The 24,895-nt window shown below is 73.6% G+C and carries 28 protein-coding genes; 14 read left to right on the forward strand and 14 right to left on the reverse strand.

Annotation, left to right across the window (positions count from 1 at the left end):
* Nucleotides 1–28: 28 nt before the first annotated feature.
* Nucleotides 29–433 carry a ChaB family protein gene (locus GA0070613_RS29100; RefSeq protein WP_089015198.1) on the reverse strand — a complete coding sequence of 135 codons (405 nt, stop codon included), beginning with the start codon at nucleotides 431–433 and terminating at the stop codon, nucleotides 29–31.
* Between the two features lie 151 nt (nucleotides 434–584).
* Between GA0070613_RS29100 and GA0070613_RS29105 the strand changes: the two genes are divergently transcribed.
* From GA0070613_RS29105 to GA0070613_RS29120, 4 genes are all read left to right on the forward strand, one after another.
* On the forward strand, nucleotides 585–1,562 hold the full coding sequence (locus GA0070613_RS29105; protein ID WP_089015199.1) for a YihY/virulence factor BrkB family protein: 978 nt from the start codon (nucleotides 585–587) through the stop codon (nucleotides 1,560–1,562).
* A 65-nt stretch (nucleotides 1,563–1,627) separates the two neighbouring features.
* Nucleotides 1,628–2,044 (forward strand): DUF2795 domain-containing protein, encoded by a 417-nt coding sequence (locus GA0070613_RS29110; RefSeq protein WP_089015200.1) that lies wholly within the window; start codon nucleotides 1,628–1,630, stop codon nucleotides 2,042–2,044.
* Nucleotides 2,045–2,096: 52 nt separating this feature from the next.
* Nucleotides 2,097–2,558, forward strand: a complete 462-nt coding sequence (locus GA0070613_RS29115; RefSeq protein ID WP_089015201.1) for an SRPBCC family protein — start codon at nucleotides 2,097–2,099, stop codon at nucleotides 2,556–2,558.
* A 165-nt stretch (nucleotides 2,559–2,723) separates the two neighbouring features.
* Nucleotides 2,724–2,984: a hypothetical protein gene (locus tag GA0070613_RS29120; RefSeq protein ID WP_089016267.1), complete on the forward strand. Its 261-nt coding sequence runs from the start codon at nucleotides 2,724–2,726 to the stop codon at nucleotides 2,982–2,984.
* Between the two features lie 6 nt (nucleotides 2,985–2,990).
* Here GA0070613_RS29120 and GA0070613_RS29125 read toward each other — a convergent pair whose 3' ends face one another.
* Entirely contained in the window at nucleotides 2,991–4,235 is a 1,245-nt protein-coding gene (locus tag GA0070613_RS29125) for an MFS transporter (protein ID WP_089015202.1), read from the reverse strand.
* A 160-nt stretch (nucleotides 4,236–4,395) separates the two neighbouring features.
* On the opposite strand from GA0070613_RS29125, the gene GA0070613_RS29130 reads away from it, so the two are divergent.
* The gene (locus tag GA0070613_RS29130; RefSeq protein WP_089015203.1) at nucleotides 4,396–4,608 is read left to right on the forward strand and encodes a hypothetical protein; all 213 of its coding nucleotides are present in this window, start codon (nucleotides 4,396–4,398) and stop codon (nucleotides 4,606–4,608) included.
* On the opposite strand, the gene GA0070613_RS29135 is transcribed toward GA0070613_RS29130, so the two are convergent.
* On the reverse strand, nucleotides 4,605–5,054 hold the full coding sequence (locus GA0070613_RS29135; protein WP_089015204.1) for a hypothetical protein: 450 nt from the start codon (nucleotides 5,052–5,054) through the stop codon (nucleotides 4,605–4,607). The genes GA0070613_RS29130 and GA0070613_RS29135 overlap by 4 nt on opposite strands.
* A 165-nt stretch (nucleotides 5,055–5,219) precedes the next feature.
* On the opposite strand from GA0070613_RS29135, the gene GA0070613_RS29140 reads away from it, so the two are divergent.
* Nucleotides 5,220–5,582, forward strand: coding sequence for a DUF6401 family natural product biosynthesis protein (locus GA0070613_RS29140; RefSeq protein WP_089015205.1), 363 nt, complete (start codon nucleotides 5,220–5,222; stop codon nucleotides 5,580–5,582).
* Between the two features lie 57 nt (nucleotides 5,583–5,639).
* Here the strand turns inward: GA0070613_RS29140 and GA0070613_RS29145 are convergent, their stop codons facing one another.
* Nucleotides 5,640–6,521 carry a mechanosensitive ion channel family protein gene (locus GA0070613_RS29145; protein WP_089015206.1) on the reverse strand — a complete coding sequence of 294 codons (882 nt, stop codon included), beginning with the start codon at nucleotides 6,519–6,521 and terminating at the stop codon, nucleotides 5,640–5,642.
* Between the two features lie 202 nt (nucleotides 6,522–6,723).
* On the opposite strand from GA0070613_RS29145, the gene GA0070613_RS29150 reads away from it, so the two are divergent.
* The 3 genes from GA0070613_RS29150 (at nucleotide 6,724) to GA0070613_RS29160 (ending at nucleotide 11,061) form a co-directional block, all read left to right on the forward strand.
* A complete protein-coding gene (locus GA0070613_RS29150) occupies nucleotides 6,724–8,862 on the forward strand; it encodes a SpoIIE family protein phosphatase (RefSeq protein WP_089015207.1) in 2,139 nt (712 codons plus the stop codon).
* A gap of 41 nt (nucleotides 8,863–8,903) precedes the next feature.
* Nucleotides 8,904–9,581 (forward strand): HAD family hydrolase, encoded by a 678-nt coding sequence (locus tag GA0070613_RS29155; protein WP_089015208.1) that lies wholly within the window; start codon nucleotides 8,904–8,906, stop codon nucleotides 9,579–9,581.
* A gap of 184 nt (nucleotides 9,582–9,765) precedes the next feature.
* A complete protein-coding gene (locus GA0070613_RS29160; RefSeq protein ID WP_089015209.1) occupies nucleotides 9,766–11,061 on the forward strand; it encodes a cation:proton antiporter in 1,296 nt (431 codons plus the stop codon).
* A 189-nt stretch (nucleotides 11,062–11,250) separates the two neighbouring features.
* On the opposite strand, the gene GA0070613_RS29165 is transcribed toward GA0070613_RS29160, so the two are convergent.
* From GA0070613_RS29165 to GA0070613_RS29175, 3 genes are all read right to left on the reverse strand, one after another.
* Complete coding sequence (locus GA0070613_RS29165; RefSeq protein ID WP_089015210.1) at nucleotides 11,251–11,754, reverse strand: metallophosphoesterase family protein; 504 nt, start codon at nucleotides 11,752–11,754, stop codon at nucleotides 11,251–11,253.
* A gap of 103 nt (nucleotides 11,755–11,857) precedes the next feature.
* Nucleotides 11,858–12,637 (reverse strand): glucose 1-dehydrogenase, encoded by a 780-nt coding sequence (locus GA0070613_RS29170; protein ID WP_089015211.1) that lies wholly within the window; start codon nucleotides 12,635–12,637, stop codon nucleotides 11,858–11,860.
* A gap of 11 nt (nucleotides 12,638–12,648) precedes the next feature.
* Nucleotides 12,649–14,481, reverse strand: a complete 1,833-nt coding sequence (locus tag GA0070613_RS29175; RefSeq protein ID WP_172875918.1) for a glycoside hydrolase family 15 protein — start codon at nucleotides 14,479–14,481, stop codon at nucleotides 12,649–12,651.
* A 166-nt stretch (nucleotides 14,482–14,647) separates the two neighbouring features.
* Here GA0070613_RS29175 and GA0070613_RS29180 point away from each other — a divergent pair, with 166 nt between their 5' ends.
* The gene (locus GA0070613_RS29180) at nucleotides 14,648–15,235 is read left to right on the forward strand and encodes a general stress protein (protein WP_089015213.1); all 588 of its coding nucleotides are present in this window, start codon (nucleotides 14,648–14,650) and stop codon (nucleotides 15,233–15,235) included.
* Nucleotides 15,236–15,278: 43 nt separating this feature from the next.
* Here the strand turns inward: GA0070613_RS29180 and GA0070613_RS29185 are convergent, their stop codons facing one another.
* Both GA0070613_RS29185 and GA0070613_RS29190 read right to left on the reverse strand, forming a co-directional pair.
* Complete coding sequence (locus GA0070613_RS29185) at nucleotides 15,279–15,866, reverse strand: DUF1684 domain-containing protein (RefSeq protein WP_089015214.1); 588 nt, start codon at nucleotides 15,864–15,866, stop codon at nucleotides 15,279–15,281.
* Nucleotides 15,859–16,422, reverse strand: coding sequence for a GNAT family N-acetyltransferase (locus GA0070613_RS29190; RefSeq protein WP_089015215.1), 564 nt, complete (start codon nucleotides 16,420–16,422; stop codon nucleotides 15,859–15,861). The genes GA0070613_RS29185 and GA0070613_RS29190 overlap by 8 nt, the downstream gene beginning before the upstream one ends.
* Before the next feature lie 160 nt (nucleotides 16,423–16,582).
* Between GA0070613_RS29190 and GA0070613_RS29195 the strand changes: the two genes are divergently transcribed.
* Together GA0070613_RS29195 and GA0070613_RS29200 are read left to right on the forward strand one after the other, a co-directional pair.
* Nucleotides 16,583–17,065 (forward strand): MarR family winged helix-turn-helix transcriptional regulator, encoded by a 483-nt coding sequence (locus GA0070613_RS29195; RefSeq protein ID WP_089015216.1) that lies wholly within the window; start codon nucleotides 16,583–16,585, stop codon nucleotides 17,063–17,065.
* 10 nt (nucleotides 17,066–17,075) lie between these two features.
* Nucleotides 17,076–18,062 (forward strand): pirin family protein, encoded by a 987-nt coding sequence (locus GA0070613_RS29200; RefSeq protein WP_089015217.1) that lies wholly within the window; start codon nucleotides 17,076–17,078, stop codon nucleotides 18,060–18,062.
* Between the two features lie 52 nt (nucleotides 18,063–18,114).
* Here the strand turns inward: GA0070613_RS29200 and GA0070613_RS34090 are convergent, their stop codons facing one another.
* Complete coding sequence (locus GA0070613_RS34090; protein WP_269459019.1) at nucleotides 18,115–18,243, reverse strand: hypothetical protein; 129 nt, start codon at nucleotides 18,241–18,243, stop codon at nucleotides 18,115–18,117.
* Between the two features lie 134 nt (nucleotides 18,244–18,377).
* On the opposite strand from GA0070613_RS34090, the gene GA0070613_RS29205 reads away from it, so the two are divergent.
* Nucleotides 18,378–19,967 (forward strand): phospholipase D family protein, encoded by a 1,590-nt coding sequence (locus GA0070613_RS29205; protein ID WP_089015218.1) that lies wholly within the window; start codon nucleotides 18,378–18,380, stop codon nucleotides 19,965–19,967.
* On the opposite strand, the gene GA0070613_RS29210 is transcribed toward GA0070613_RS29205, so the two are convergent.
* The gene (locus GA0070613_RS29210; RefSeq protein ID WP_089015219.1) at nucleotides 19,916–20,659 is read right to left on the reverse strand and encodes a hypothetical protein; all 744 of its coding nucleotides are present in this window, start codon (nucleotides 20,657–20,659) and stop codon (nucleotides 19,916–19,918) included. The two genes, GA0070613_RS29205 and GA0070613_RS29210, sit on opposite strands and share 52 nt — an antisense overlap.
* 376 nt (nucleotides 20,660–21,035) lie before the next feature.
* Between GA0070613_RS29210 and GA0070613_RS29215 the strand changes: the two genes are divergently transcribed.
* Entirely contained in the window at nucleotides 21,036–21,860 is an 825-nt protein-coding gene (locus GA0070613_RS29215) for a SigB/SigF/SigG family RNA polymerase sigma factor (RefSeq protein WP_089015220.1), read from the forward strand.
* Nucleotides 21,861–21,949: 89 nt separating this feature from the next.
* Here the strand turns inward: GA0070613_RS29215 and GA0070613_RS29220 are convergent, their stop codons facing one another.
* The 3 genes from GA0070613_RS29220 to GA0070613_RS29230 all read right to left on the reverse strand — a co-directional run bounded on the left by GA0070613_RS29220 (nucleotide 21,950) and on the right by GA0070613_RS29230 (nucleotide 24,889).
* A complete protein-coding gene (locus tag GA0070613_RS29220) occupies nucleotides 21,950–22,681 on the reverse strand; it encodes a class I SAM-dependent methyltransferase (protein ID WP_089015221.1) in 732 nt (243 codons plus the stop codon).
* A 97-nt stretch (nucleotides 22,682–22,778) separates the two neighbouring features.
* Nucleotides 22,779–23,369, reverse strand: a complete 591-nt coding sequence (locus GA0070613_RS29225) for a GNAT family N-acetyltransferase (RefSeq protein WP_089015222.1) — start codon at nucleotides 23,367–23,369, stop codon at nucleotides 22,779–22,781.
* Complete coding sequence (locus GA0070613_RS29230) at nucleotides 23,366–24,889, reverse strand: APC family permease (RefSeq protein ID WP_089015223.1); 1,524 nt, start codon at nucleotides 24,887–24,889, stop codon at nucleotides 23,366–23,368. The genes GA0070613_RS29225 and GA0070613_RS29230 overlap by 4 nt, the downstream gene beginning before the upstream one ends.
* Nucleotides 24,890–24,895 lie beyond the last annotated feature (6 nt).

A 24,895-nucleotide genomic window follows, 5' to 3' on the forward strand; every position in this document is an offset into this window, starting at 1 on the left:
CGGTCCCGGGCTCCCGCGTGTCGGGCGGTCAACGGCGGGCGCGCGCCTCACGGGTCTGCTTGTCGTTCGCCTTCTGGATCGCCTTGACCAGCTCCGGCTTGGTCATCCGGGACCGGCCCGGCACGTCCAGCTTCTTGGCCACCTCCATCAGGTGCTCCTTGGGCGCATTCGCGTCAACGCCAGCGGCCGTGGGCGCGCGCCGCGCGGGGCCGCCCCCGGCGGCCTGCTGGTCGCTGGGACCCTTGCGCCCCTTCGACTCCCAGTGGTCGCCCACCTTCTCGTACTGGTGCTTCACCGCGGCGAACGCGGTGCGGTGCGCCCGCTGCCCCTCGCCGTACGTCTCCACCGCCGAGTCGTGCGTCTTCTCCCACGTCCGCTGGGCCTTCTCCGGGGAGCGCCGCAGCGTGCTGGGCAGTACCTCGCGCCCGGGCATCTCGTCCTCCTCGCGTCGATGGGTTACCCAGTGCAGTTCCCACACCGCCCGGCGACAAACCGGCACCCGGTTTGTCGATTTTCCCGGCGGGGTACCGCCCGGCCAGCACGTGCGGGGGGTGCGCCCGGGCGGCGGAACACAGGGAGCGGTCATGGCAGCGACGACGGAGCCGGCGGTCAGCGGCCGGCAGCGGGCCCGGTTCCCCCGCCGGATGCGGCAGCTGAGCCGGGCCACCTGGCGCGGGGTGGTGGTCCGCAGCGCGAAGAACTTCGTCAAGGACAACTGCGCGGACTGGGCGGCGGCGCTCACCTACTACGGCGTGCTGGCGCTGTTCCCCTCCACCATCGTCGTGGTCGCCCTGGTCGGGCTGGTCTCGGACGGGGAAAAGACCGTCGACACCGTCATCGGCCTGGCCCGCGACCTGGGCGCCGGTTCGGTGGTCGGCAACGACAGCTTCGTCAAGGTGGTACGCGGCGTGGTCGAGCAGCAGGGTTCGGCGAAGGTGCTGCTCAGCTTCGGTCTGCTAGGCGCGCTCTGGTCGGCCTCGGGCTTCATCGGCGCGTTCACCCGGGCCTCCAACGCCGTCTACGGCGTCGAGGAGGGCCGCCCGTTCTACCGGCTGCGTCCGTTGCAGATCGGCCTGGCCGGGGTGTCGCTGGTCCTGCTGGCGATCGTCGCCACCGGGCTGATCGTCAGCGGACCGGTCACCGACGCGGTGGGCGACCGGCTGCACGCCGGCGGGCTGGCCCGGACGGTGTGGAGCGTCACCAAGTGGCCGGTGCTGGCCCTGGTGATGATGACCCTGCTCTCCCTGATGTTCTGGATCGCGCCGAACGTCCGGCAGCCCCGGTTCCGCTGGCTCACCCCGGGCGGGGCGCTCGCCCTGCTCGCCTGGGTGCTCGCCTCGTTCGGTTTCGGCCTCTACGTCGCCAACTTCGGCTCGTACGACGTGACCTACGGCAGCCTCGGCGCCGTCATCGCCTTCCTGGTCTGGCTGTACCTGTCCAACTGCGCCCTGCTGCTCGGCGTACAGGTCAACGCGGAGCTGCAGCGTGGCCGGGTGTTGCAGGCGGGCGGCGGGGATCCGGGCGAGCCGGTGCTGCCGCCCCGGGCGCCCGCCGATTCGTGACCGAATGACCGGCTCCCCCGGCGGACCCCGGTTTACCGTCGGCCCCCTCGGGCATGTCAGGAGGCATGGAACGTGGCAACAGCAAGCACTCGCCGAGGGTCGACGACAACATGGTTCAGGAGGTCGCCGGGCTCGTCCAGGGGCCGGGGGCCGGTGGCTCGCGCGTCGAGGAGTCCCGTCAGCCGGAGCCGGCGGGCGAGGACCAGCCGGAGCCGAAGACGGTGACGGCCGGCGCCAGCCGCGGCGGCAACCCGCAGGGGATGAGCATGGACGACGTCGAGGCGCGCAGCCGGCTCGGCAAGTTCATCACCATGACCGCGCTGCCCGGCGACCGGGCGGCGCTGGTCGCCAACGCCCAGCAGAACCAGGCGCCGGCCGACATCGTCGCCGCGCTGGAGCGGCTCCCCGAGGGCACCCGTTACCAGACGGTTTCCGAGGTGTGGGCCGCACTCGGGCACAAGAACGAGACGACGCGCTGGTGACCGGATCGGCCCACGATCCGGAGCGTCACCGGCGGGCAGAGGAGGATTCTTCATGAGCGGCGTTACCGAGCACGTGGACGTCTCCGTCCCGATCCGGACCGCCTACGACCAGTGGACCCAGTTCGAGGAGTTCCCCCACTTCATGGAGGGCGTCCAGGAGGTGCGGCAGCTCTCCGACACGATGACCCACTGGACGGTGGAGATCGCCGGGGTGAAGCGGGAGTTCGACGCCCAGATCACCGAGCAGTTGCCGGACGAGCGGGTCGCCTGGAAGTCCACCGGCGGCACCCAGCAGGCCGGCGTGGTGACCTTCCACCGGCTCGACGAGGGCACCACCCGGGTCACCCTGCAGATGGACTTCGAGCCGCACGGCGTGGTCGAAAAGGCCGGCGACAAGCTGGGTGTGGTCGACCGCCGGGCCAAGGGCGACCTGGCGCGGTTCAAGCAGTTCATCGAGCGGCGCGGTCAGGAGACCGGCGCCTGGCGCGGCAAGGTCGACCGGCCGACGCCGTGATCCCCTGATCCCCCGGATCAGACAACTCCGATGGCCGCCGGTGATCCGGCGGCCATCGCCGCGTCCGCCGCGGCCGTCCGCGATCGCCGCGTCCGCCGCGGCCGTCCGCGACCGCCGTGGACGCCACGGCCGTTTGCGATCACCGCCCCCGGGTACCGCTGGGGAATGACCGACAACGACAGCCATGTGTGGCGCGACGAGGACCGGACCCCGCTGCGCGAACTGGACCGGGCGCTCGCCGGGTCGACCATCGACGGGCAGGGCGACGACGTCACCGGCAACGACGCCGGCGAAGAGGCCACCTTCGGGCACGGTCCCGAGGCGGTGGACCGCGGCGCCGGCCCGGAGGCCGAGCGTCGGGAGATGACCGACACGGAGCGGGCGTACCGCCCCTCGACGACGGGACGGACCGGCCCGGACGTCTGAGTCCGGTCAGGGCCGCCGGGACGCGGCGGCCTGCAGGGCGATCAGGGCCGCCGCGAGCACCACCAGCGCCGGCCCGAGCGTCTGCACCGACGTACGCCCGACCAGCACCCCGATCCCGGCTGGGACCAGTGCGCCGCCCAGGCCGGCCGCCCCGATCTGCAGGCCGATGGTCCGGTCGGCGTGCGCCCGGCCGACCCGCTCGGCGGTGGTGAGGGTCAGCAGCGGGAAGACCGGCGCCGCGGCGAAGGCGACCACCAGCAGCCCGGCCACCGCCACGCAGGCCGGCGCGGGGAGGGCGATCAGCGCCGCCCCGGCGGCCATGCCGAGCAGGCTCCCCCGCAGCACCCGCGCGCTGCCCAGCCGCTCGGCGACCACCCCCTGCACCACCCGGCCGACGAACAGGCTCCCCCAGTAGCCCGAGACGCAGACCCCGGCGACCGCCGGGGCCAGTCCCCGCCCCTCGGTGAGCAGCAGGAACGCCCAGAGCCCGGCGGCCACCTCGATGGCCACGTAGACCGCGAAGGCGAGCGCGCCGAGCCAGACCGCCGGCAGCCGCAGCGTCTCCCCGATCCGCACCGGCCGGCCGATGTCCGCGCCCGGCGGCACCGCCCGGGCGTCCGGGCCGGGGAGCACCGCCGGGGCGATCGGGTCGGGCGGCAGCGTCGTGCCGACGCCGGCCGTGGTCCGCTCCCGCCAGGCGCGCACGGTGAGCGCGAACGCCGCGGCCAGGACGAGCTGGGCCGTCGCGACGATGCCGTACCCCCAGCGCCAGGCCAGGCCGGCGCTGAGCGCACCGGTCATGATCAGCGGGCCGATCGCGACGCCGAGGCCGAAGAACGCGTGCATCCAGTTCATGTGCCGGGGTCCGAAGGCCCCGGCGGCGTACGCGTTGAGCCCCGAGTCGATCGCTCCGGAGCCCAGCCCGAGCAGCAGCGCGCACCCGGCCATCAGGGCCAGCGCGGGGGTCAGCGCGTACCCGGAGAGGGCCAGGCCGGCCAGCAGGGTGCTGCCGGCGAGCAGCCAGCCGACGCCGATCCGGGCCAGGGTGAACCCGGCGAGCACGCTGGAGGTGAGGTAGCCGACGGTCCCCGCGGTGAGCACCACGCCGACCGCCTCGGTCGGTACGCCGAGGTCGGCCCGGATCGACGGCCAACCCACCCCGATCAGGCCGTCGGGCAGGCCGAGGCTGACGAAGGCGAGGTAGGCCAGCAGGAGCAGGGACGCCCGGGGCGGGGCGGCGGTGTGCGACACGGTGAGTCATCCTGCCGCCCGGGCGGACCCGTTGAGGGCGACCGCAAACTCCCCCGAAACGACAAAAAGTGAGGCCCGGACGGCCGAGGAAGCGGACAGGTCAGCCAGAATCGGCCGAACGGGTGACGGCAACCTGGGGGTGCCGCGTAAGACTTTCGGGATGCAACATGGCTCCGGCATCCTCACCCCACGTCAGCGTCGCCTGGCTTGGCTGGGCTTCCTGCTCGCCGCCGTCCAGGCGCCCGTCGCCGCGAAACTCGTCTCCGACGACTCCTGGCTGTTCAGCCTCTGCGTCGCGCTGATGGTGGCCACGGTGATCATCGCGGACGACGGCGCCCGGCGCCGGCCGGCGGGCGCCTCCTCCTCGGACTAGCCCTCCATGCCCGGGCGTGCCTCGTGCCCCGGCCGCCCCGGGGTGCGGCGGCGCTCCTTCATCTCCGCCTCGTACAGGTGGCGTCGGCCGTCGACCAGCTCGTCGCGGGCCCGGCGGTCCAGCTCCCGGAACAGGGCGTAGTAGCCGTCGTCGAAGTCCTCGACGATCTGGAAGGTCCAGCGCCCGCCGATCACGTTGCGCCCGAGCAGGTCCCGGCCGATCCGGTCGGCGATGTCGTCGTGCCCGGCGGACCGGAACAGCTCCACCGCGTCGTCGAGCATCAGATCGGCATGGCCGATGAGCTGGTGCAGCGAGTAGAGGTGGCCACGGGCCCGCTCGACGGTCTCCAGGGCCTCACTGAGCTTGCCCAGGGCCTCGACCGTGGTGTCGCTCACGCCGGCCGGGCGCCGGTGCCGCTCGTCGGGTCCGTCCGTGTGCTGTCCCATTCCGTTCCTCCGCGAGGTCGCCTGCGCCGGTTCGCGCGGTTTCCGTTGTGCCCGGTCCCGGCCGGGTCAATCCCAGCGGAGGAGGGCGGATACCGCCCCGGCCGACCGGCACTCAGCCGGTCGGCCGAGGTCGACCCGGTCACGGCGTGATTAGCCTCGGTTTCCATGCGTGCGCCGAACAACCGGGTCGCGACCCCCTCCGCCGCGGACTCCGCGCGGTCCGCCCTCATCGCGCTCACCGCCTCGGTCGGCACCGCCGGGCGGGCGGCGGCCGCCGCCCGCCCCGGGCTGCTCGCGCTGGTCGACCAGCACGCCGCCGCCGTCCGGGACAGCCTGGACGGCGACCGCCGGCCGCTCACGGTCGCCGCGCTCGCCGGGTACGCCGAGGGCGTCCGTTCCGCCGCCCTCGACCACGGCCGGCAGCCGTCCACCGAACCGATCGACTGGGCGGCGCCGGACTGGCTGCACACCCGCCTGCTGGCGGTCTGCGCCCTGGCCCGCGCGCTGGACCCGCGGCACCTGGCCTGATGCGACGGAGGGTGCCCGCGATCGCCCCGCGGACACCCTCCCCTGCCACCGGCCGGCTCAGCCGCCCGGACGGCGGAACTGCTGGGTCTCGTCGCTCACGTTCCCGGACCGGGACGCGCCCTGCCCGCCCCGGGCGCCGGACATCGACTCCTGGCCACGGGCCGCCGCCTGGGTCCGCTCCGCAGGGCTCCGGTCGGCCATCTGCCGCTCGTAGTCACTGCGCCCGGCACCCTGCGCCTGGCGCTGCTCCCGGATCGCGTGGGACTCCTCCGCGGCCCGGTCCAGCCAACGGTCCCAGCGGTTCTGCATCGGCTTCACCAGACCACCGCCGACGCCGACGATCAGGATGCCGGCCACCGTGGCGAGCACCGCGATCAGGACCGGCGTGGTCACCGTGGTGGCGATGCCCACCTGGTTCAGCGCGGCGATCACGCCGAGCGCCAGGATGAAGATCGCCGTCACGTCGGCGATGATCTTGCCGTACGAGAGGCCGCCCAGCGCGCCGGTGATCAGGTCCCGCACCGCGTTGGCGATGGCGGCGGCGATGACCACGATGACGATCGCCACGAAGGCCCGCGGCAGCCAGGCCACCACGCCCCGGATCAGGTCGCTGATCGCGTTCGGTCCCCACACCCCGAAGGCGAACTGCAGGGTGAACAGCAGGACGGCGTAGTAGGCCAGTTTGGCCAGGATGTCACTCGCGTCGTACTTGGTTCTCTCGAGCGCGCGTTTGACGCCGCCCCGTTCAACCCAGCGGTCGAACCCCACCCGTTCAAGTGCCGCGTCCACGATCTTGAGGACGGCTCGGGCGATGAGCCAACCCACCACGAGGATCACGATGAACGCGATGGCCCTCGGGATGAAGAGCAGCACCGACCTCCACATGTCGGCCACGGCGGCACCGATGTCGGCCTGCCCGGCCGCGAGGGTTTTCGGCATGATGTCCCTCCTGTCGCGTGAACTGCGACGCACGCATACCCGGTCCGCCGGGGGGCACGCCGCGCCATCGGTGGGGATTTTTCCGACATCTCTCCCGAAAGGTGCCCTGACCTGCCGAAACGCCGGACCGGCCCGGCGCTCGGGGCCCTCCCCCCCACGCATGATCGAACCGTCCGCGTCACGCTCCGGATAGGCTGCGGTCATGCCAGGCACGGTCGGGCGAGTCCCCACGCCATCAGCCCCCGTCCCGGGAGCACCTGCCGGCTCGGGCGCCGGCAGTTCCGGCGCCGCGGCCGCCGTGCTCGCCCATCCCTGGGGCGGCACGTCGCTCGGCGCGCCCGCGGGGTGGGACCCGGCGGTACGCGCCGTGGTCGATCTGGTCCTCGCCTCGCCCGTCCCGATGGCCCTGCTCTACGGCGACGACCTGGTGATGCTCTACAACGACGGGTACGCCGAGCTGATCGGCGCCCGGCACCCGGAGGCGCTCGGACGGCCGGCCGCGGAGGTCTTCGCGGACGTCTGGCACGAACCGGGCGCCGGGGAGGTGCTCGAACGCGCGTACCGGCGGGGTGAGTCCTTCCTCGAGCGGGAGGCGGTGCTGCCGGTCGACCGGGAGCTGGTCGGCGGTGAGCCGGCGGTGTTCACCCGGGGCAACTCTCCGGTACGGGACAGCGCCGGCCGGATCATCGGCGTGCTCACCGTCGCGGCGCAGACCACCCAGCTCACCCGGCAGTTGCAGAGCCTGAGCGACTTCGCCGCCGCCCTCTCCGGCACCCTCACCCTCGACGACGTCGCCCGCGTCACCCTCCGGTACGCCATCAACTCGTTCGACGCCGACCGGGTGTCCTTCGCCGTCGACGAGGGCGGCAACTGGCGGATGGTCCGGCGGATCCGCGGCGAACTGCTGGACGAGGCCGACGAGCGGCTTCCGCCGCTGTGGCGGCGCGCCCCGGCCGAGTCGCCCGGCCCGGTCGTGGTGACCGCCCGCAGCGGGGTGCCCTTCTACACCAGCGACGGCCAGCCGCTGCGGGAGATCGCGGTGGACCGGCACGACCAGAAGATCCGGGCGTTGGCCGCCCTGCCGCTGCGGTCCTCGGTGGTCCGGGGCGCGCTGGCGGTCGGCTACCAGACCCCGCACACCTGGTCCGCGGCGGAGCGGGCGCTGCTCGCCGCCTCGGCCGAGCTGGTCGGTCAGGCGGCCGAGCGGGCCCGCCGGTTCGAGACCCAGCACGGCACCGCCCAGCTGCTGCAACGCAGCATGCTCCCGGAGCAACTGCCCGACCTGCCCCGGCTGCGCATCGCCGCGCGGTACGACCCGGGGGTCGACGGCAACGCCGCCGGCGGCGACTTCTATGACGCCTTCGTGCTGCCCAGCGGCGCGCTGGGCGTGGTCCTCGGTGACGTGGCCGGGCACGACGTGCAGGCGGCCGCGCGGATGGGACAGGTGCGGGCGGCCCTGCGGGCGCTCGCCCTCAGCGATCCCCGCCCGGACGCGGTGCTCGGCGGGCTGGACCGGCTGGTGTCCAGCCTGGGCGTCGAGGGCGGGACGCAGGAGCTCTTCGTGACCGTGGTCTTCGGGGTCGTCGAGGTGGACCGGGAGCGAATCACGCTGGCCAGCGCCGGCCATCCCGCACCGCTGATCCGGCGTTGCTCGCCGACGGACGAACCCGTCGCCGAGTACGTCGACGTGCCGCCCGGCGCCCCGCTGGGTCTCGGCTGCCAGCCCCGTACGGCCACCGTGCCGTTCCGCCCCGGGGACACCCTGCTGCTGTTCAGCGACGGGGTGGTCGAGCGGCGCTGGCAGGACCTGACCGCCGGGCTGGACGGGCTGGCCGCCGCGGTGACCGCCGCCGGCAGCGGCGACCCCCGAGCGCTCTGCGCGGTGGCCACCGCCGCCGTCCCGGGGGCCACCGAGGACGACGTCGCGGTGCTGGCGGTGGAGCACGCGGTCAAGCCGAGCCGGTCGGCCAGGATGGAGGTCCCGGCCGAGCCGACCGCGCCGAGCCGGGTGCGGCACTGGATGACCGCCCAGCTCACCGAGTGGCGGGTGCCGGAGGCCGTGGTGGGCGCCGCGGTGCTCTGCACCAGCGAGCTGACCACCAACGCGTTGCTGCACGCCGGCACCGCCGCCCGGGTGGAGATCGACCTGAGCGCCGAACGGCTGCTGGTGTCGGTCGCCGACTCGGGCACCCGCGGCACGGTGACCCGGGCGCAGACCGACACGCTGAGCAGCCGGGGACGGGGTCTGGGCCTGATCGAGGAGCTCAGCGACGCCTGGGGCACCGACCCGACGGTGCGCGGCTCGACCGTCTGGTTCGAGATCCTCATCGCCGCCGGATGAGCCGCGCGTCGGCGCTGGCCGCGGCGGGTAGAAGAGGAGCCATGCCTACCGACAACCGCTGCGGCGTCCTCCTCGACGTGGACGGCACCCTCGTCGACACCACCTACCTGCACACCGTGAGCTGGTGGGAGGCGCTGCGCCAAGCCGATCACCGGGTCCCCATGGCGTTGATCCACCGCTCGATCGGCATGGGCTCCGACAAGCTTCTCGACCACCTGCTCGGCCCGGAACGCGACCGGGAGAACGACGGCAAGCTGCGCGACGCGCACGACAGCCTGTACGCCGAGTACTGGGAGCGGCTGGCGCCGCTGCCCGGCGCGGTGGACCTGCTGCGGGCCTGCGCGGCGCGTGGGCTGCGGGTGGTGCTGGCCACCTCGGCGGCCGAGCACGAGGTGGCCGCGCTGCGCGCCGTTCTCGACGCCGACGACGTCATCGACACCATCACCTCCTCGGCCGACGCGGACGAGAGCAAGCCGGCACCGGACATCCTGGTGGCCGCGCTGGAGCAGTCGGTGCTGCGGGCGGAGCGCGTGGTCTTCGTCGGCGACTCGGTCTGGGACGTCGCCGCGGCCGGCAAGCTGAAGATCCCCTGCATCGGCCTGACCTGCGGCGGCACCAGCCGCGCCGAGCTGGCCGGCGCGGGCGCCGTGGCGGTCTACGACGACCCGGCCGCCCTGCTGGAGGGCCTCGGCGAGAGCGCCATCGCCGACCTGATCTGAGCCTCGCGCGTCACCCCGGCCGCGCCGCCGAGCCGCACCAGCGGCCCGGCCGGCCGGCGCAGGGCCGGGCTCACACGTGACCGGACCCACCCGGGACAAGCCGGACACCGAGGCATAGCGGCCGGAAGTACGGGGCACTGGTGACCCCACCTGCCCGCGCCGCGGGTGGCGGGAGGGTGGTGCCGTGGAACCGGTGGACGTCGCGTTCGCGCTGGTGGGGGTGGGCGCGTTGCTGGCAGGGATCCTGCCTCGCGTGCTGGAGCGGCGCCCGCTCTCCATGCCGATCGCCTTCCTCGGCCTCGGCATGCTGGTCTTCCTGCTCCCGACCGGGTTGCCCACGCCGGACCCGCTGCGGTGGCCCGAACTCACCACCCATCTCACCGAGGTCGGGGTGATCGTGGCGCTGATGGGCGCCGGGCTGAAGATCGACCGGCCGCTCAGCTGGGCTCGCTGGTCGTCGACCTGGCGGCTGCTGGCCATCGCGATGCCGCTCTGCATCGCGGCGGTGGCGCTGCTGGGCTGGTGGTGGGCCGGCCTGGTGCCGGCGGCGGCGCTGCTGCTGGGCGCGGCGCTCGCCCCCACCGACCCGGTGCTCGCCGCCGACGTGCAGGTGGGTGAGCCGACCGACGTGGAGGACTCCGAGGACGAGGTGCGCTTCGCGCTGACCTCGGAGGCGGGGCTGAACGACGGCCTGGCCTTCCCGTTCGTGTACGCGGCCATCGCGATCGCCACCACCAGCCTCGCCCCGGCGGAGTGGCTGGCGCACTGGTTCACCGTCGACGTGCTCTACAAGCTCGCCGTCGGCGTGGGGGGTGGCCTGCTCATCGGCTGGCTGCTCGGCAAGCTCTTCTTCCGGGCCCCGAGCGAGCTGCGGCTGGCCCGGCACGCCGAGGGCTTCCTCGCGCTGGCCGCCACCTTCCTGGCGTACGGGCTGGTGGAGGTGGTCGGCGGGTACGGCTTCCTGGCGGTCTTCGTGGCGGCCCGGGCGATCCGGGCGGCGGAGCGGACCCACGAGTTCCACTCGGTGCTGCACGACTTCGCCGAGCAGATCGAGCGGCTGCTCACCGTCTTGCTCCTGCTGCTCTTCGGCGGCGCGGTGATCGGCGGTCTGCTCGCCCCGCTGACCTGGCCGGCGGCGCTGGTCGGGCTGGCGCTGGTCTTCGTGGTCCGGCCGCTGGTCGGCTGGCTGTCGCTGCGCGGCGCGCCCGGCCGGCCGGCCGAGCACTGGGTGATCGCGTTCTTCGGCATCCGGGGCGTCGGCTCCTTCTACTACCTGGCGTACGCCACCAGCAGGACCGACTTCCCGCAGGCCGAGCTGATCTGGGCCACCGTCGGACTGGTGGTGATCGTCTCGGTGGTGGTGCACGGAATCGCCGCCACCCCGGTCATGCAGCTGCTCGACCGGGCGGGCGAGCGCACCCGGGACCCCTCGGAGCGGGGGCGCGCGGAGGAGCCCGCCCTCGGCGGCGCCCGGGGCTGACCGGGCGGCCGAGGGCCGGAGCCGGCCGGCGCGACCAGCGCTGGCCGGTGACCGCGCGGGTCGCCGCGCCGAGCGCGGGATCGAGCAGGGTGTCGGTCCACTCCCGGGCCAGCCCGGCGGCCTGCCACCCCTCGGCGACCTGGGCGAAGTCGGATGGTCGACGGTGAGCTAGGCGGCGCGGGCAGTGAGTCAGCGCGGGGGCAGGCGGTGCAGCTCGACCTGGTCGAGCCGCCCCGCCACCACCCGCGCGCTCAGCCAGGTCGGGTACGGCTGGGCCCGCCGGTCGGTGGGCGACCCCGGGTTGAGCAGCCGCAACCCGCCCGGGGCAGCAACGCTGTCCCACGGGATGTGGGAGTGCCCGAAGACCAGCAGGTCGCGATCGGGGAAGCGGGCCGCGCAGCGTTCCTCACGCCGGGTCTTCGGCCCGGTCTCGTGCACCACCGCCACCCGCAGTCCGTCGAGCTCCACCCGGGCCACCTCGGGCAGCCGGGCCCGCAGCTCCGGCCCGTCGTTGTTGCCGTGAACGGCGACCAGCCGGCGGGCCCGCGCGGCCAGCGCGTCCAGCAGCGACACATCCACCCAGTCCCCCGCGTGCAGCACCACGTCGGCGGCGTCGATCGCCGCCCAGAGCTGCGGCGGCAGGTCCCGCGCCCGCTTCGGTACGTGGGTGTCGGCGGTGATCACCAGCTGCATCCCCCGATCCTCCCCGCCGCCGCCCGATCTGTCGCGCCGGCGCCAGGGCCGGCAACCGACGGCCGCGGCTGCGGGCCGCGGTCGCCTGACCGGGCGCGGCGGTTCAGGCGCCCTGGCCCTGGTTCTGCATGAGGCCGCCGTCCATGAAGTACGTCGAGCCGGTCACGTACTCGGCGTCCTCGCTGGCCAGGAAGACGGCCAGCTTGGCGATCTCCTGCGGCTGCGCGGCCCGTTTCCAGGGGATGCTCTGCACCTGCTCCTCCAGGTACTGCGGGTCGTCGATGGCCCGCTGGTTGAACGGGGTGAGCACCATGCCGGGCCCGATGTTGTTGACGTTCATGTGCATCGGCGCCACCTCCAGGGCGAGGCTCTTGGCGAACTCCAACATCGCCCCCTTGCTGGTGTCGTAGTCCGCGCCGCCGGCCCGGGCCACCTCCTGGTGGATAGAGGTGATGTTGATGATCTTCCCGCGCCCGCCCTGGTCGCGGCGGTGTCGGACGAACCGCCGGGAGCAGAAGAACGCCCCGTAGACGTTGGTCCGGATGCACCGGTCCCAGGTCTCGGTGTCCAGGTCGGCCACCGGGATGCCGGAGGCGTCCACCCCGGCGTCGTTCATCAGAATGTCCAGCGTGGGGAACTCGGCGAAGGCCTCGTCGAACATCGCCTCCACCTGGTGTTCGACGCTGATGTCGCCCTGCACCACCATGGCGCGGCGACCGGCCTTCTCGATCTCGGCCCGGGTGTGGTTCGCCCCGGCGTGGTCGTGCAGGTAGTGCACCACCACGTCGGCGCCCTCGCGGCCGAACTCGATGGCGGTGGCCTGGCCGATGCCCGAGTCCGAGCCGGTGATCAGGGCGGTCTTGCCCGCCAGTCGTCCGGTCATCTACGTGCTCCCTACGTGATCGTCGTACCGGTCGGCACGGCCTCTCGCTCGGCAAAGCCGCCGAGCCGGTCGGCGGCCGCGGTGATCCAACCCGCGGCGTGGATCAGGCCGATGTGCGAGAAGGCCTGTGGAAAGTTGCCCAGGTGCTCGCCGGTGGCCTGGTCGATCTGCTCGGCGTAGAGCCCCAGGTCGTTGACCCGGGCGGCGAGCTGCTCGAAGAGCCGCCGCGCCCGGTCCAGCTCGCCAGCCGCAGCGAGGCAGCTGACCAGCCAAAACGAGCAGATCACGAAGCCCGCGGGGTCGTCGTCCCAGCGCCGCAGCAGGCCGTCCCGGCAGAGCCGGCGCTCGACCACGTCCATCGTGGACCGCATCCGGGGGTCGTCGGCCGACAGGAAGCCGACCAGCGGCATGATCAGCACCGAGGCGTCGAGGTTGTCCGAGTCGAAAGCCCCGGTGTATGCGCCGAGTCGCTCGTTCCAGCCGCGGGTCAGCACCGTCTCCCGGATCTCGTCCCGGGCCGCCGCCCAGCGGGCAACGTCGGCTGGCTCGCCGAGCCGGGTTCCGAAGCGCACCGCCCGGTCCAGCGCGGTCCAGCACTGCACCTTGGACGACACGTAGTGCCGCTCGGCGTCACGCGCCTCCCACATCCCGGCGTCCGGCCGGCGCCAGTCGACCACCGCCCGGTCGGCGCAGGCATGCAGGAACTGGCGCACGTCGGGCGACATCGGGTCGAGGTAGTGCCGCATCAGCCAGGCGGCGTCGAGGACCTCGCCGTGCACGTCGGTCTGCCGCTGCCGCCACGCGTCGTTGCCGATGAAGACCGGTCGACTGTCGGCGTACCCGGACAGGTGGTCCAACCGGTGTTCGGTGAGGTCCCGCTCCCCGTGCACGCCGTACATGATCGGCACCGGCTCGTCGCCGATCCGGCCCATGGCCCGGGACACCCAGGCGAACTGCCGGTTCGCCTCGTCCGGGCATGCGGCCAGCCAGAGCGCCTGGAGGGTGAGGCTGAAGTCGCGTACCCAGACGAAGCGGTAGTCGTAGTTGCGGTCGCCGCCCAACTCCTCGGGGAGCGAGGTGGTGGGCGCCGCGACCACGGCGCCGCTGGGCTGGTAGGTCATGCCCTGCACCACGATCGCGCTGCGCCACACCTGGTCCCGGTACTCGCCCCGGTACTGGTCACGATGCAGGTCGGCCCAGGACCGCCACCCGGCGACCGCGTCGGCCACCACCCGGTCGGCATCCGGGACGGCCGGCGGACGCTCCCCGTAGGTGTCGGCGTGGCCGAGAGTGAAGTGGTGGCGAGTGCCGGCGCGGGCGGTGAACCGCCCGGTGGCCTCGCCGTCGCCGAGGTCCAGCGGAACGTTGGCGCGCAGGCTCAACCGGCAGGTGCCGGCGGTGGCGTCGAACTGCCCGCCGGATTCGGTGAGGTACGCGGAGACCCGCCCGTACTCGAAGCGGGGCTGGTACTGCACCCGCATCGGGACCTCGCCGGTCAGTCCCTCGACCAGGCGGGCGAGAACGCGGGGTGAGCGCCGGCCGATCTCGTGGCCGCGCGCGCCGGGTTCCAGCGCCAGGGCGTCGGTCACCGCCACCGAACCGGTCCGGGTGGTGAAGACGGTACGCAGCACCAGCGTGTCGTCCAGATAGGACCGTTCGCTGGTGAAATCGTCCTCCGGGCGGATTGTCCAGTGCCCCGCCCGGTCGTCGAGCAGCCGGCCGAATACGGAGGGCCCGTCGAAGCGCGGCGGGCACCACCAGTTCACCGAACCGGCCAGGTCGACCAGCGCCGCACTGCAGCCGTCCGCCAGGAAGCCGTGCTCACCTATCCGTCCGCTGTCCACGCCGGTGTCTACCCGGGTGCACCGGCCGCATTCCGCGCGCCGGGCATTCGACCTGCGCCGAGCGCATGTCCCACCGGCCGGCACCGGCCGGCGGGCATCCGACGCCGGCCGTGCGTTACCGCCCGGCTGCGGTGGGAACCCGGGCGGTTGACGAAGGAGGATGCTCATGACCAGACCCTCGACTCCGACCGCGGCCTGGCAACCCGGTATGCCGGGCGGCGACAACCTCCCGTCCGGTCCGGCCGGCCGGCCGGCGGCGCCCAGCGGGGACGGACACGGACCGCAGCCGGGTCCGCCGACCGTGACGATCGGCTCGTACCCGGACTATCCGTCCGCCCAGCGCGTGGTGGACTACCTGGCCGACAACCGGTTCCCGGTGGAACGCACCGCGATCGTCGGCACCAACCTGACCCTGGTGGAGACGGTGATGGGCCGGATGAGCACGGGCCGGGCCGCCCTGGTGGGCGCCGGCACCGGCGCCTGGTTCGGGCTCTTCATCGGGTTGCTCTTCGGCATCTTCACCGCCGGCAACTGGGTGGCGGTGATCCTGGTCGGGCTGGTGATCGGCGCGATCTGGGGCGCCGTCTTCGGCGCGGTGGCGCACGCGATGACCGGGGGGCAGCGGGACTTCACCTCGGCCAGTTCGCTGCGGGCCGGCCAGTACGCGGTGATCGTGGACGCGGACGTGGCCGATCAGGCACGGCAGCTGCTGGGTCGGATGCACCTGACCCCGACGGGCGCGACCGCCCGTTGACCGCACCGACGCCACGCCCCGGCGCCCAGTCCGCGTCGGGGCGTCAGTAGTGGTACGCCAGCTCCCCGGCCCGGATCGGCACGTCCACCCGGTTCTCTGGCGGAGCGAGCGGGCAGGCCCACCGGTCGTCGTACGCGCAGCTGGGGTTGTAGAGGTAGTTGGCGTCGAGCCGGGCCCGCCCGCCCGGCAGCACGGTCAGTCCCCGACCGAAGGTGCCCTTGACGGTGTCGGTCAGGTACCGGCCCCCGCCGTACGCCTCGGTGCCGCAGGTCCCGTCGCGCAGCGGCACGAACAGCCCCCCGCCGTACGCCTCGATCCACCACAGGGTCAGCGGCCCCCACGGGGTCTCCGCGATCGCGACCCGCCGGTAGCGCACCACCCCGTCCGGCCCGCCGGTGTCGATGCTTTCGACACCGGAGGCGGGGCGCAGCGGCGCCTCCACCACCGCGTCCGGGTTCGGCGGGTGGTACCGCAGCCCGGTGAAGCCGGGCCGGTCCGCGACTGGGAGCGGGCTCTGCGGGTGCCGGCGGAACAGCTCGTCCCGTTCCGTCCGGAACCCGGTCAGGTCGAGGTCGGAGAGGTACAGCCGGGCCACCCGTTCCCGCCAGTCGAGCACTTCGAGATCATCCACGGCTCGACCCTAGCCCCGGTGGCGGGCAGCCGTCGGTGATCAGCCGGGCGTGCAGGTGCTCGTCGTACCGCCGGCCGTCCCCGTACCGGTAGGACTCCCGCAGGGTGCCCTCCGCGGGGTAGCCGGCGCGGGCGGCGACCCGGCAGGAGGCCGGGTTGGCCACCGCGTGGCACAGCTCGATCCGATGCAGCCGGAGCTGCGCGAACGCCCAGGTGGTGAGCGCGGTGACGGCCGCGGAGGCGATGCCCTGGCCGCGGGCCTCGGCGACGGTCCAGTATCCGATCGAGGCGTCGCCGGCGTGGATGCGGTGCAGCGACACCGAGCCGAGCAGCGCTTCGCCGCCCGGCCCGGTCACCGCCAGGGAGACGTGATCGCCGGCGGACCAGTCGGCGCGCCGGCGGACCCACTCGCGGGCTCCGGGCAGGTCGGTGCCGCCGGGCGACGGGTTCCACTGGGCGATGGCCGGCTCGCGCAGCGCGGCGAGGACGGCCGGAGCGTCCGCCGCCCGCCAGGGTCGCAGCAGCAGGCCGGGGGCGGTCAGCTCGAGGTGGTCCACGGGCCGGAGTCTGGCACGCCGCGCCGGCCGGGCGCCCGTCCACCTCCCGTCGGCGGTTCTTCAGATTGCAAGGAGGGCTCTGATGGGTGCCCGCTCCGACGCGGTCAGCCGGTGATGGAAGGCACTTGTTGAAATTTGAAATAGTGCTACTGTCATACCCGTGACCGAGAGCCTGAACCCCGAGCGGATGGCCTGCTGGCGCGCGTACATCGAGTCGAGCCAGCGGTTGTTCACCCAGCTCGAGGAGGACCTGCGCGCGGACAGCGAGCTGAGCTTCGCCGACTACCACGTGCTGGTCCTGCTCTCCGAGGCGCCGGGGCAGCGGCTCCGGATGGGCGAGCTGGCCAGCCGGCTGGTCTTCTCGCCGAGCCGGCTGACGTACCAGATCTCCTCCATGCAGAAGCGCGGTCTGGTCGCCAAGGAGTCCTGCCCGGCGGACCGCCGGGGCAGCGAGGCGGTGCTCACCGCCGCCGGCCTGCTCACCCTCCGCGAGGCCGCGCCGCACCACGTGGCGTCGGTGCGTACCCACCTGATGGACGACCTCGACGACGCCGAGGTCGCCTGCCTCACCCGGGTCTTCGAGCGGCTCGGCCGGCGCCTGCGCGCCGCCCGCGACGCGTCGTCCGCCCCGGCCGACAACTAAGGAGCCCGCGATGCCCGCCATCACCGTCGACGACGTCCTCGTCCTGCCCCGCCTGCCCCGGCTCGACGAGTCCACCAGCTTCCGGCCGGTCCGCCGGCTCACCACCGCGCCTAGCGGCTTCGAGGGTGAGGGCTTCCCGGTCCGCCGGGCCTTCGCCGGGGTGCCGCTGACCGAGCTGGACCCGTTCATCCACCTCGACCAGATGGGCGAGGTCGACTACGCCCCGGGCGAGCCGAAGGGCACCCCGTGGCACCCGCACCGCGGCTTCGAGACGGTGACCTACATGATCGACGGGATCATGGACCACCAGGACTCGCAGGGTGGCGGCGGCACCATCACCGACGGCGACACCCAGTGGATGACGGCCGGCAGCGGCCTGCTGCACATCGAAGCGCCGCCGGAGCACCTGGTGACCAGCGGCGGCCTCTTCCACGGCCTCCAGCTCTGGGTCAACCTGCCCCGGGTGGCCAAGATGAACCCGCCGCGCTACCAGGACATCCGCGCCAGGGAGTCGGCGCTGCTCACCACGCCGGACGGCGGCGCGCTGATCCGGGTGATCGCCGGCGAGGTCGCCGGGCACCGCGGGCCGGGCTCCACCCACACCCCGATCACCATCACCCATGTGACGGTGCAGCCGGGGGCGGAACTGAGCCTGCCCTGGCGGCCCGACTTCAACGCGCTGGTCTACGTGCTGGCCGGCCGCGGCACGGTGGGCGCCGACCGGCGGCCGATCCACACCGGGCAGCTCGCGGTGCACGGCCCGGGCGACGCGCTGCGGGTGACCGCGGACGCGAAGCAGGACGGCAACACCCCGGCCCTGGAGCTCTACATCATGGGCGGCCAGCCCATCCGGGAGCCGGTGGCGCACTACGGCCCGTTCGTGATGAACACCCGGGACGAGCTGATCCAGGCGTTCGAGGACTTCCAGGCCGGCAAGCTCGGCGTGATCCCCGCGAAGCGCCTGCCGCACACCGGCGGCCAGGGCCCGCGTCCCTGATCAACCCGCACGAGGTGGGCGTCCCGGTTCGTCCGGGGCGCCCACCCGGCGGTCAGGACACGGCGAAGATGCCGGCCACCCCGAGGATCACCATCAACAAGACCGCCAACACCGCGCCCCGTTCGCTCTCGACCGCCGGCTCGCGGTACTCGGTCACGGAGTTCATCATCTCGGCGGGCATGCTGTGGCCTCCTGGATTCGTCGCGTTGAGGGGTCCGGTGGCCACCACGTGGGCTCCGACCTGCGGTCGGTCGGCGTGCGTACCCGCCGTGGGGGTCCTACCGTGAGGACGTTGTCGACCTCGGGAGGCTGGACGTGGCGATGCAGGACTGGTTCCTCACCGCGCAGGAACGTGCCAACCCGGGATCTGAAATACCCGTCTGGACGACGGGAAACCTCGCCGAGCCGTTGATTCACGGCGCGGCGTACTTCGACCGGCTGGCCAGCGAGGTGGCGGCGCTGAAGGCCGGCGATCAGCTCTTCTTCACCGACTGGCGGGGCGACCCGGATCAGCGGATGCGTCCGGACGGCCCGACGGTGGCGCAACTCTTCGCCCACGCCGCCCAGCGCGGCGTGGTGGTCAAGGGTCTGATCTGGCGGTCCCACCTCGACGCGCTCTCCTACAGCGAGGCGGAGAACCGCGATCTCAGCGAGGCGATCTGCGCGGCCGGCGGCGAGGTGCTGCTGGACCAGCGGGTCCGGCGCGGCGGCTCGCACCACCAGAAGCTCGTGGTGCTGCGCCACCCGGACGACCCGGAGCGGGACGTCGCCTTCGCCGGCGGGATCGACCTCTGCCACAGCCGGCGGGACGACGCGGCGCACCGGGGTGACCCGCAGGCCGTCGCCATGTCCCCGAAGTACGGCGCCCACCCGCCGTGGCACGACGTCCAGCTCGCGGTCCGCGGCCCGGTGGTCGGCGCGCTCGACACGACGTTCCGCGAGCGGTGGACCGATCCGATGCCGCTGGACTCGGAGAACCCGCTGGCCTACCTGCGGGACCGGCTGCGCGGCTCCGACCTGAGCCCCGACCCGCTCCCCGACCAGCCCGCCGATCCCCCGCCGTGCGGGCCGCAGCAGATCCAGGTGCTGCGCACCTACCCGGCGGTTCGACCGCGCTACTCCTTCGCCCCGGACGGCGAGCGGACGGTGGCCCGCGGCTACACCAAGGCGGTGCGCCGGGCCCGGCGGCTGATCTACCTGGAGGACCAGTACCTCTGGTCGACCGAGGTGGCGGACCTCTTCGCGCGGGCGCTGCGGGAGCAGCCCGAACTGCACCTGGTCGCCGTCGTGCCGCGGCACCCGGACGTGGACGGCCGGCTCGCGCTGCCGCCCAACATGGTGGGTCGCGAGCAGGCGCTCTCGCTCTGCCAGCAGGCGGCCCGGGACCGGGTGCACGTCTTCGACGTGGAGAACCACGAGGGCACCCCGGTCTACGTGCACGCCAAGGTCTGCGTGATCGACGACGTCTGGGCCAGCGTCGGCAGCGACAACTTCAACCGCCGCTCCTGGACGCACGACAGCGAGCTGTCCTGCGCGGTGCTGGACGACACCCGGGACGAGCGGCCCCCCACCGACCCGGCCGGCCTCGGCGACGGCGCCCGGGTCTTCGCCCGGGACCTGCGGCTACGGCTGTGGCGGGAGCACCTGGACCGGGACCCGGCCGGTGGCGAGGACCACGATCTGCTCGACCCGGCCGAGGCCGTGCAGGCGATCACCGACGCGGCGGACGCGCTGCACCGCTGGCACGACGGGGGCCGGGTCGGTCCCCGCCCGCCGGGTCGGCTGCGCCCGCACCGGCCGGAGCGGCTGCCCTGGCACACCCGGGTCTGGGCGCTGCCCGCGTACCGGCTGGTCTACGACCCGGACGGCAGGCCGCTGCGGGCCCGGCGGGCCGGCACCTGGTGAGCCGGCTCGGCGGCCGGCGGCTCGTCGAGCGCGTTCGGGCCGGCCGGGTACGCGAACGACACCCGCGGGGAGTAGAAGCCCCAGCAGATGTTGAGCGGGTTGGCCGGGCGTAGCGGGTAGACCGGGTGCTCTGGCGCCAGGAACTCCACGGACTCGATCTCGAACGGCGTCACCGGCTCGGCCACGTACGGGTAGTCGGCGCTGGTCAGCTGCCCGTCCCGGCCGGTCAGGTACCGGTGGTGGCCGCTGCGCACGACGTGGCCGGTGTGGCCGACCCGGGCCACGGTCCGGATGATCGGCCACCCGTCGGCGCGGGTCTCCGCCGTGAGCTGCTCGCCCCGCACGTCGACAGCGGTCTGCCCGGCTGCCGCCGGAACCCCCCGGGCGGCGGCGTACTCGCGGACGCGGGGGCTGGAGGCGAAGTAGTGGCTCCACCACCCGCCGGGAATGTCGCCGTCGGGCGGATCCGCACCGACCAGCGAGATCCCCAGGTAGGTGAGCGAGTACGCCCCGAAGCCGGAGGTCTGGCTCTCGTCGTCCACCACGTACTGGGACAGGAAGACCTGCAGGTCGGGGCGGGGGCGCAGCCCGGCCGGGAGGAACGCCGCGACCGCGTCGGGGTCCGCCGGGAGCCAGCTGAACAGCAGCACCCGGGCGTTGACGACGAGTTGCGGAGCGGCGGGATCCAGCACGTGGCCTCCGTAGATGTGTACACAGGGGACGCTACGGGCGGTCCCGCGGATGGGACAACGACGGATGGCCGACAATGCGAACCGTTTGTCGGTTTCTTCGTTGCCGGTCGGTGCGGACGGCGGGCCGAGCGGTCAGCAGCCCGGGGGCGTCCGGCGGAGGCCGATCGGGCGGGCGGCCCCGGTAACCGTGATCACAACCCCGGGTAGTTTGCCCACCATCAGGGGGTTTCATGTCACGAAATCGCTTAAGTACATCGTACTTTCGGCTAGATTTCGTAGAGCCGATCAGGCTAAGGTGAGTCCCGAACGGCTACCTGAAGCTAAACCAAAGCGTCACGTCTTTTTATCCGCGGACGAGGTGCAGGGAGGACCACCCATGACCGCGCCAACGATCAGCGAGCAGGCGACCACAACGCCGTCCGCCACCGAGAAGCTCGACCCGCGCGCACTCACCGACAGCGCCGCGGATCTGCTCAACGCGATGGCAGCGCTGCCCGCCAAGCACCCGTCGCGCGTCGCGCTGCGCGACAAGGCGATCGAGGCCTGGCTGCCGCTCGCCAACCACCTCGCCCACCGCTACAGCGGTCGCGGCGAGCCCACCGACGACCTGGCGCAGACCGCCGCCGTCGGCCTGATCAAGGCGATCGACAAGTTCGACCCCTCCCGGGGCGTCGACTTCGCCGGTTACGCCATCCCGACCATCATCGGCGAGCTCAAGCGGCACTTCCGCGACCGCACCTGGGACATCCGCGTGCCGCGTCGCCTCCAGGAGCTGCGGCTGGCCATCTCCGACGCCAACAGCTCGCTGCTGCAGACCCTCGGCCGCTCACCGACGGTCGCCGACATCGCCGCCCACCTCAAGCTGACCGAGGAAGAGGTCCTGGAGGGCCTGGAGGGCGCCCGCGCCTACAACGCGGTGTCGCTGTCCACCCCGACCGGTGACGGCGACCGGGCGACCGAGCTGGGCGACATGCTCGGCGGCGAGGACGGCGAGTTCGAGCTGGCCGAACTGCGGGTGGCCCTGGGCCCGGCGCTCGCCACGCTCGACGAGCGCGAGCAGAAGATCCTCACGCTGCGCTTTTACGGCAACCTGACCCAGTCGCAGATCGCCGAGCAGATCGGCGTCTCGCAGATGCACGTGTCCCGGCTGCTGGCCCGGGCGCTGACGAAGCTGCGTGGGCAGCTCGACGGAACGTACTAGGGGGTGGAGACGTTGGCCGGGTCGGCGGGCCCGGCCAACGTCGCGTCCAGGCCCGGTCGGCGGTTCGCCGGCCGGGCCTGTCCGTGCGCTCAGCGCAGCACCAGCAGGTCCATCGTGTCGACCACCGGCGCGTCCGGTGTCCGCCCGGCCGCCGCGCGCATCCGCCGCACGCCCCGCGCGTAGTCGGCGTCGTCGAGCAGCAGCAGCGGGGTGTGCGCCGACCGACGCAGCCGGTCCGCGGCCTCCCGCAGCGACGGGGCGCTGACCTGCGGCACCGACTCCAGCGCCACCGGCGCGAAGCCGGCCGGCTCGAACGCCGCGCAGACCTCCGCCACCGAGGGGTAGCTCTCCACCACCCGCAGCGCCTCCGGGAACCAGCGGAACAGGCTGATCCCGCCATCCCGACCGGCGAAGACCGAGCGGATCAGCACCGGCGCGCCGGGCCGCAGCGTCCGGCGCAGCTCGGCGGCGACCGCCGGCAGGTCCGGCAGGTGGTGGATCACCGTGGAGAGCCAGGCGCCGTCCAGGCTGGCCGTCGCGAGCGGCAGGGCCTCCGCGCCACCGCCGACCATCCCCCGGTACGCGGCGCGGGCCCGCATGGCCGCCGACGGCTCGACCGCCACCACGTCGAGGTCGTACCAGGCGTGGAAGGCGGCCGCCCAGGTGCCGGTGCCGGCGCCGAGGTCGAGCACCCGGGCGCCGGCCGCGGTCGGCAGGTGCCGCGCCACGGCCGCCCGCCAACTCGTCAGCCCGTCGGGGGCCAGGTGCCGGGTGGCCGCGAAGGCGGCCGCGCTGAGGTCGTCGTACGCGATGCGGGCCATGCGGTCAGCCAACGCGGCGCGCGCACGCCGGTCAATATGAGAAGACCGACAGCGACCCCCGGTCTCCGATGGGACACCGGGGGTCGCCGCGCGACGGTCAGCCGTGCGGGTCCCGCCACATCGGATGGAACGCGGACCCGTCGGGCAGTCGGAACGGCTCGGCGGCCCGGTAGCCGTGCCGGGCGTACAGGTCGCGGCTGCGCTCGCTGCTCGCCTCCAGGTACCCGGGCACGCCCTCGGCGTCGAGCACGGCGTGGTGGTGCCGGAGCAACGCGCTGCCCAGCCCCCGCCCCTGCCGCTGCGGCGCGACCGCCAGGAACACCAGGTGGTGGTGGGTGCCGTGCGGGTGGTTCGCCTCGAACAACTCGTCGAGGTGCTGGAACCGGGGCGTCCACTCGCCACAGGCGGCGGCGAGCCGGTCGTCGTAGTCGACCGGCGGCGGGGCCGGCTCGCCGGCCTGCGGGAACCAGACGGCGACCGCCGACCGGTCGGCGGTGCCGTGCACGATCCCGTGCCGCATCGCGTGGTCGACCAGGATCTCGAAGTTCTCGGCGAGCACCGCCTCCCGCTTCGCCTCGTCCGGCACCAGCCAGCGCGTCACGTCGAGGAGCCGGAACGCCTCGGCGACCCGCTCCGCGACCGCCCGGCTCTCCCCCGGCCCCAGCCGCTCGATCGGCACCTCGGTCACCGCGCCACCTCCACGCCGGCCGGCGCCGGCTCGCCGGCGGCCGGCGGCGCCTCGGCGACCGCGCTCTCCGCGCCGAGCCCGATCCGGGCGTACACCTCGGGCCGGCGGCCGCGCAGCACCAGCCCCCAGAGCAGCCCGAGCAGCGCCGCGACCGGGTAGACCGCCGGGATCGCCCAGCGCAGCGGCGAGTCCGGGGCGACGCCGAGCAGGATGGCGAAGTTGTCCACCGCGACCACGATGATGGCGGTCAACGCGATCGCCGCGAGGCCGGGGGCGATCGCCCGGCGCCAGAGCGTCTCCGCCGTCCGGGTCCGGGCGAAGAAGGCGATCACCGCGACCGAGGTGGTGGCGATCAGGAGCAGCACGCCGAAGCCGCCGCCGGTGCCGCCCCAGAAGAACAACTGCACCAGCGGGTCCCAGCCGGCGACCGCGTAGAGCACGATCACCACCAGCCCGAGGGCGCTCTGCGCCAGCGAGGCGACCCGGGGCGCGCCGGTGAGCGGCGAGGTCTGCCCGAACACCGCCGGCAGCACCCGCTCCCGGCCGAGCGCGAAGGCGTACCGGGCGGTGGTGTTGTGGAACGAGATCATCGCGGCCAGCAGCGAGGTGAGGAAGAGCGCCTGGCCGATGGTCACCGCGCTGTCGCCGAGGTGCGCGCCGGCGAGGTTGAAGATCAGCGCCGTGCTCTGCTCCCGGGACGCGTCGACGATCCGGTCCGGTCCGGTCGCGACGGTCATCGTCCAGGCCGAGAAGGCGTACAGCCCGGCGATGATGGCCACCGACAGGTAGGTGGCCATCGGGACGGTCCGCTTCGGGTCCTTGCTCTCCTCGCTGAACACCACCGCCGACTCGAAGCCGGTGAAGCCGGTGGTGGCCAGCACCAGGAGCGCGCCGACGCCGGGCACCAGCAGGTTGTCCGGCGACAGGGTGGCGAAGCTGACCGAGCCGCCGGCCGGGTGGCTGACCTGCGCCAGGTCGAACACGACGATGACCAGGATCTCGGCGGCCAGCAGCACGGCCAGCACCAGGCCGTTCACGTCGACCCGGAGCACGCCCAGCACGGCGACCAGCGCCCAGGCGACCAGCGCCACCACCCACCAGGCCGGCGAACCGCCGAAGAGCTGCTGGAGCACCGGCTCGGCGGCGGCGCCGATCGCGCCGTAGAGCCCCACCTGGAGCGCGTTGTACGCGATCAGCGCGACCCAGGCCGCGCCCACCCCGGCCGGCCGGCCGAGCCCGCGGGCGATGTACGCGTAGAAGGCGCCGGCGTTGGTCAGTCGGCGGGCCATCGCCACGTAGCCGACCGAGAAGAGCGCGAGCACCGCCGCGACCACCAGGAACGCCAGCGGGATGCCGGTGACGCCGGTGACCGCGTACCCGGTGGTGACCACGCCGGCCACCACGGTCAGCGGGGCGGCGGCGGAGAGCACGAAGAAGATGACCGCCGGTACGCCGAGCCGGCCGCGGGCCAGGGCCTCGGAGACGTTGCTGGGACGGTCGACGGTGGCTGCAGGGGGCATGGGGGC

This window comes from Micromonospora inositola (genome assembly GCF_900090285.1).
Taxonomy (GTDB): domain Bacteria; phylum Actinomycetota; class Actinomycetes; order Mycobacteriales; family Micromonosporaceae; genus Micromonospora; species Micromonospora inositola.

What these genes read in the sequence shown, in the direction of transcription:
- GA0070613_RS29100 (WP_089015198.1), bottom strand. Translation starts at nt 433, where the DNA reads ATGCCCGGGCGCGAGGTACTGCCCAGCACGCTGCGGCGCTCCCCGGAG.
- GA0070613_RS29105 (WP_089015199.1), top strand. Translation starts at nt 585, where the DNA reads ATGGCAGCGACGACGGAGCCGGCGGTCAGCGGCCGGCAGCGGGCCCGG.
- GA0070613_RS29110 (WP_089015200.1), top strand. Translation starts at nt 1,628, where the DNA reads ATGGAACGTGGCAACAGCAAGCACTCGCCGAGGGTCGACGACAACATG.
- GA0070613_RS29115 (WP_089015201.1), top strand. Translation starts at nt 2,097, where the DNA reads ATGAGCGGCGTTACCGAGCACGTGGACGTCTCCGTCCCGATCCGGACC.
- GA0070613_RS29120 (WP_089016267.1), top strand. Translation starts at nt 2,724, where the DNA reads ATGACCGACAACGACAGCCATGTGTGGCGCGACGAGGACCGGACCCCG.
- GA0070613_RS29130 (WP_089015203.1), top strand. Translation starts at nt 4,396, where the DNA reads ATGCAACATGGCTCCGGCATCCTCACCCCACGTCAGCGTCGCCTGGCT.
- GA0070613_RS29135 (WP_089015204.1), bottom strand. Translation starts at nt 5,054, where the DNA reads ATGGGACAGCACACGGACGGACCCGACGAGCGGCACCGGCGCCCGGCC.
- GA0070613_RS29140 (WP_089015205.1), top strand. Translation starts at nt 5,220, where the DNA reads ATGCGTGCGCCGAACAACCGGGTCGCGACCCCCTCCGCCGCGGACTCC.
- GA0070613_RS29145 (WP_089015206.1), bottom strand. Translation starts at nt 6,521, where the DNA reads ATGCCGAAAACCCTCGCGGCCGGGCAGGCCGACATCGGTGCCGCCGTG.
- GA0070613_RS29150 (WP_089015207.1), top strand. Translation starts at nt 6,724, where the DNA reads ATGCCAGGCACGGTCGGGCGAGTCCCCACGCCATCAGCCCCCGTCCCG.
- GA0070613_RS29155 (WP_089015208.1), top strand. Translation starts at nt 8,904, where the DNA reads ATGCCTACCGACAACCGCTGCGGCGTCCTCCTCGACGTGGACGGCACC.
- GA0070613_RS29165 (WP_089015210.1), bottom strand. Translation starts at nt 11,754, where the DNA reads ATGCAGCTGGTGATCACCGCCGACACCCACGTACCGAAGCGGGCGCGG.
- GA0070613_RS29170 (WP_089015211.1), bottom strand. Translation starts at nt 12,637, where the DNA reads ATGACCGGACGACTGGCGGGCAAGACCGCCCTGATCACCGGCTCGGAC.
- GA0070613_RS29180 (WP_089015213.1), top strand. Translation starts at nt 14,648, where the DNA reads ATGACCAGACCCTCGACTCCGACCGCGGCCTGGCAACCCGGTATGCCG.
- GA0070613_RS29200 (WP_089015217.1), top strand. Translation starts at nt 17,076, where the DNA reads ATGCCCGCCATCACCGTCGACGACGTCCTCGTCCTGCCCCGCCTGCCC.
- GA0070613_RS34090 (WP_269459019.1), bottom strand. Translation starts at nt 18,243, where the DNA reads ATGCCCGCCGAGATGATGAACTCCGTGACCGAGTACCGCGAGCCGGCG.
- GA0070613_RS29215 (WP_089015220.1), top strand. Translation starts at nt 21,036, where the DNA reads ATGACCGCGCCAACGATCAGCGAGCAGGCGACCACAACGCCGTCCGCC.
- GA0070613_RS29220 (WP_089015221.1), bottom strand. Translation starts at nt 22,681, where the DNA reads ATGGCCCGCATCGCGTACGACGACCTCAGCGCGGCCGCCTTCGCGGCC.
- GA0070613_RS29230 (WP_089015223.1), bottom strand. Translation starts at nt 24,889, where the DNA reads ATGCCCCCTGCAGCCACCGTCGACCGTCCCAGCAACGTCTCCGAGGCC.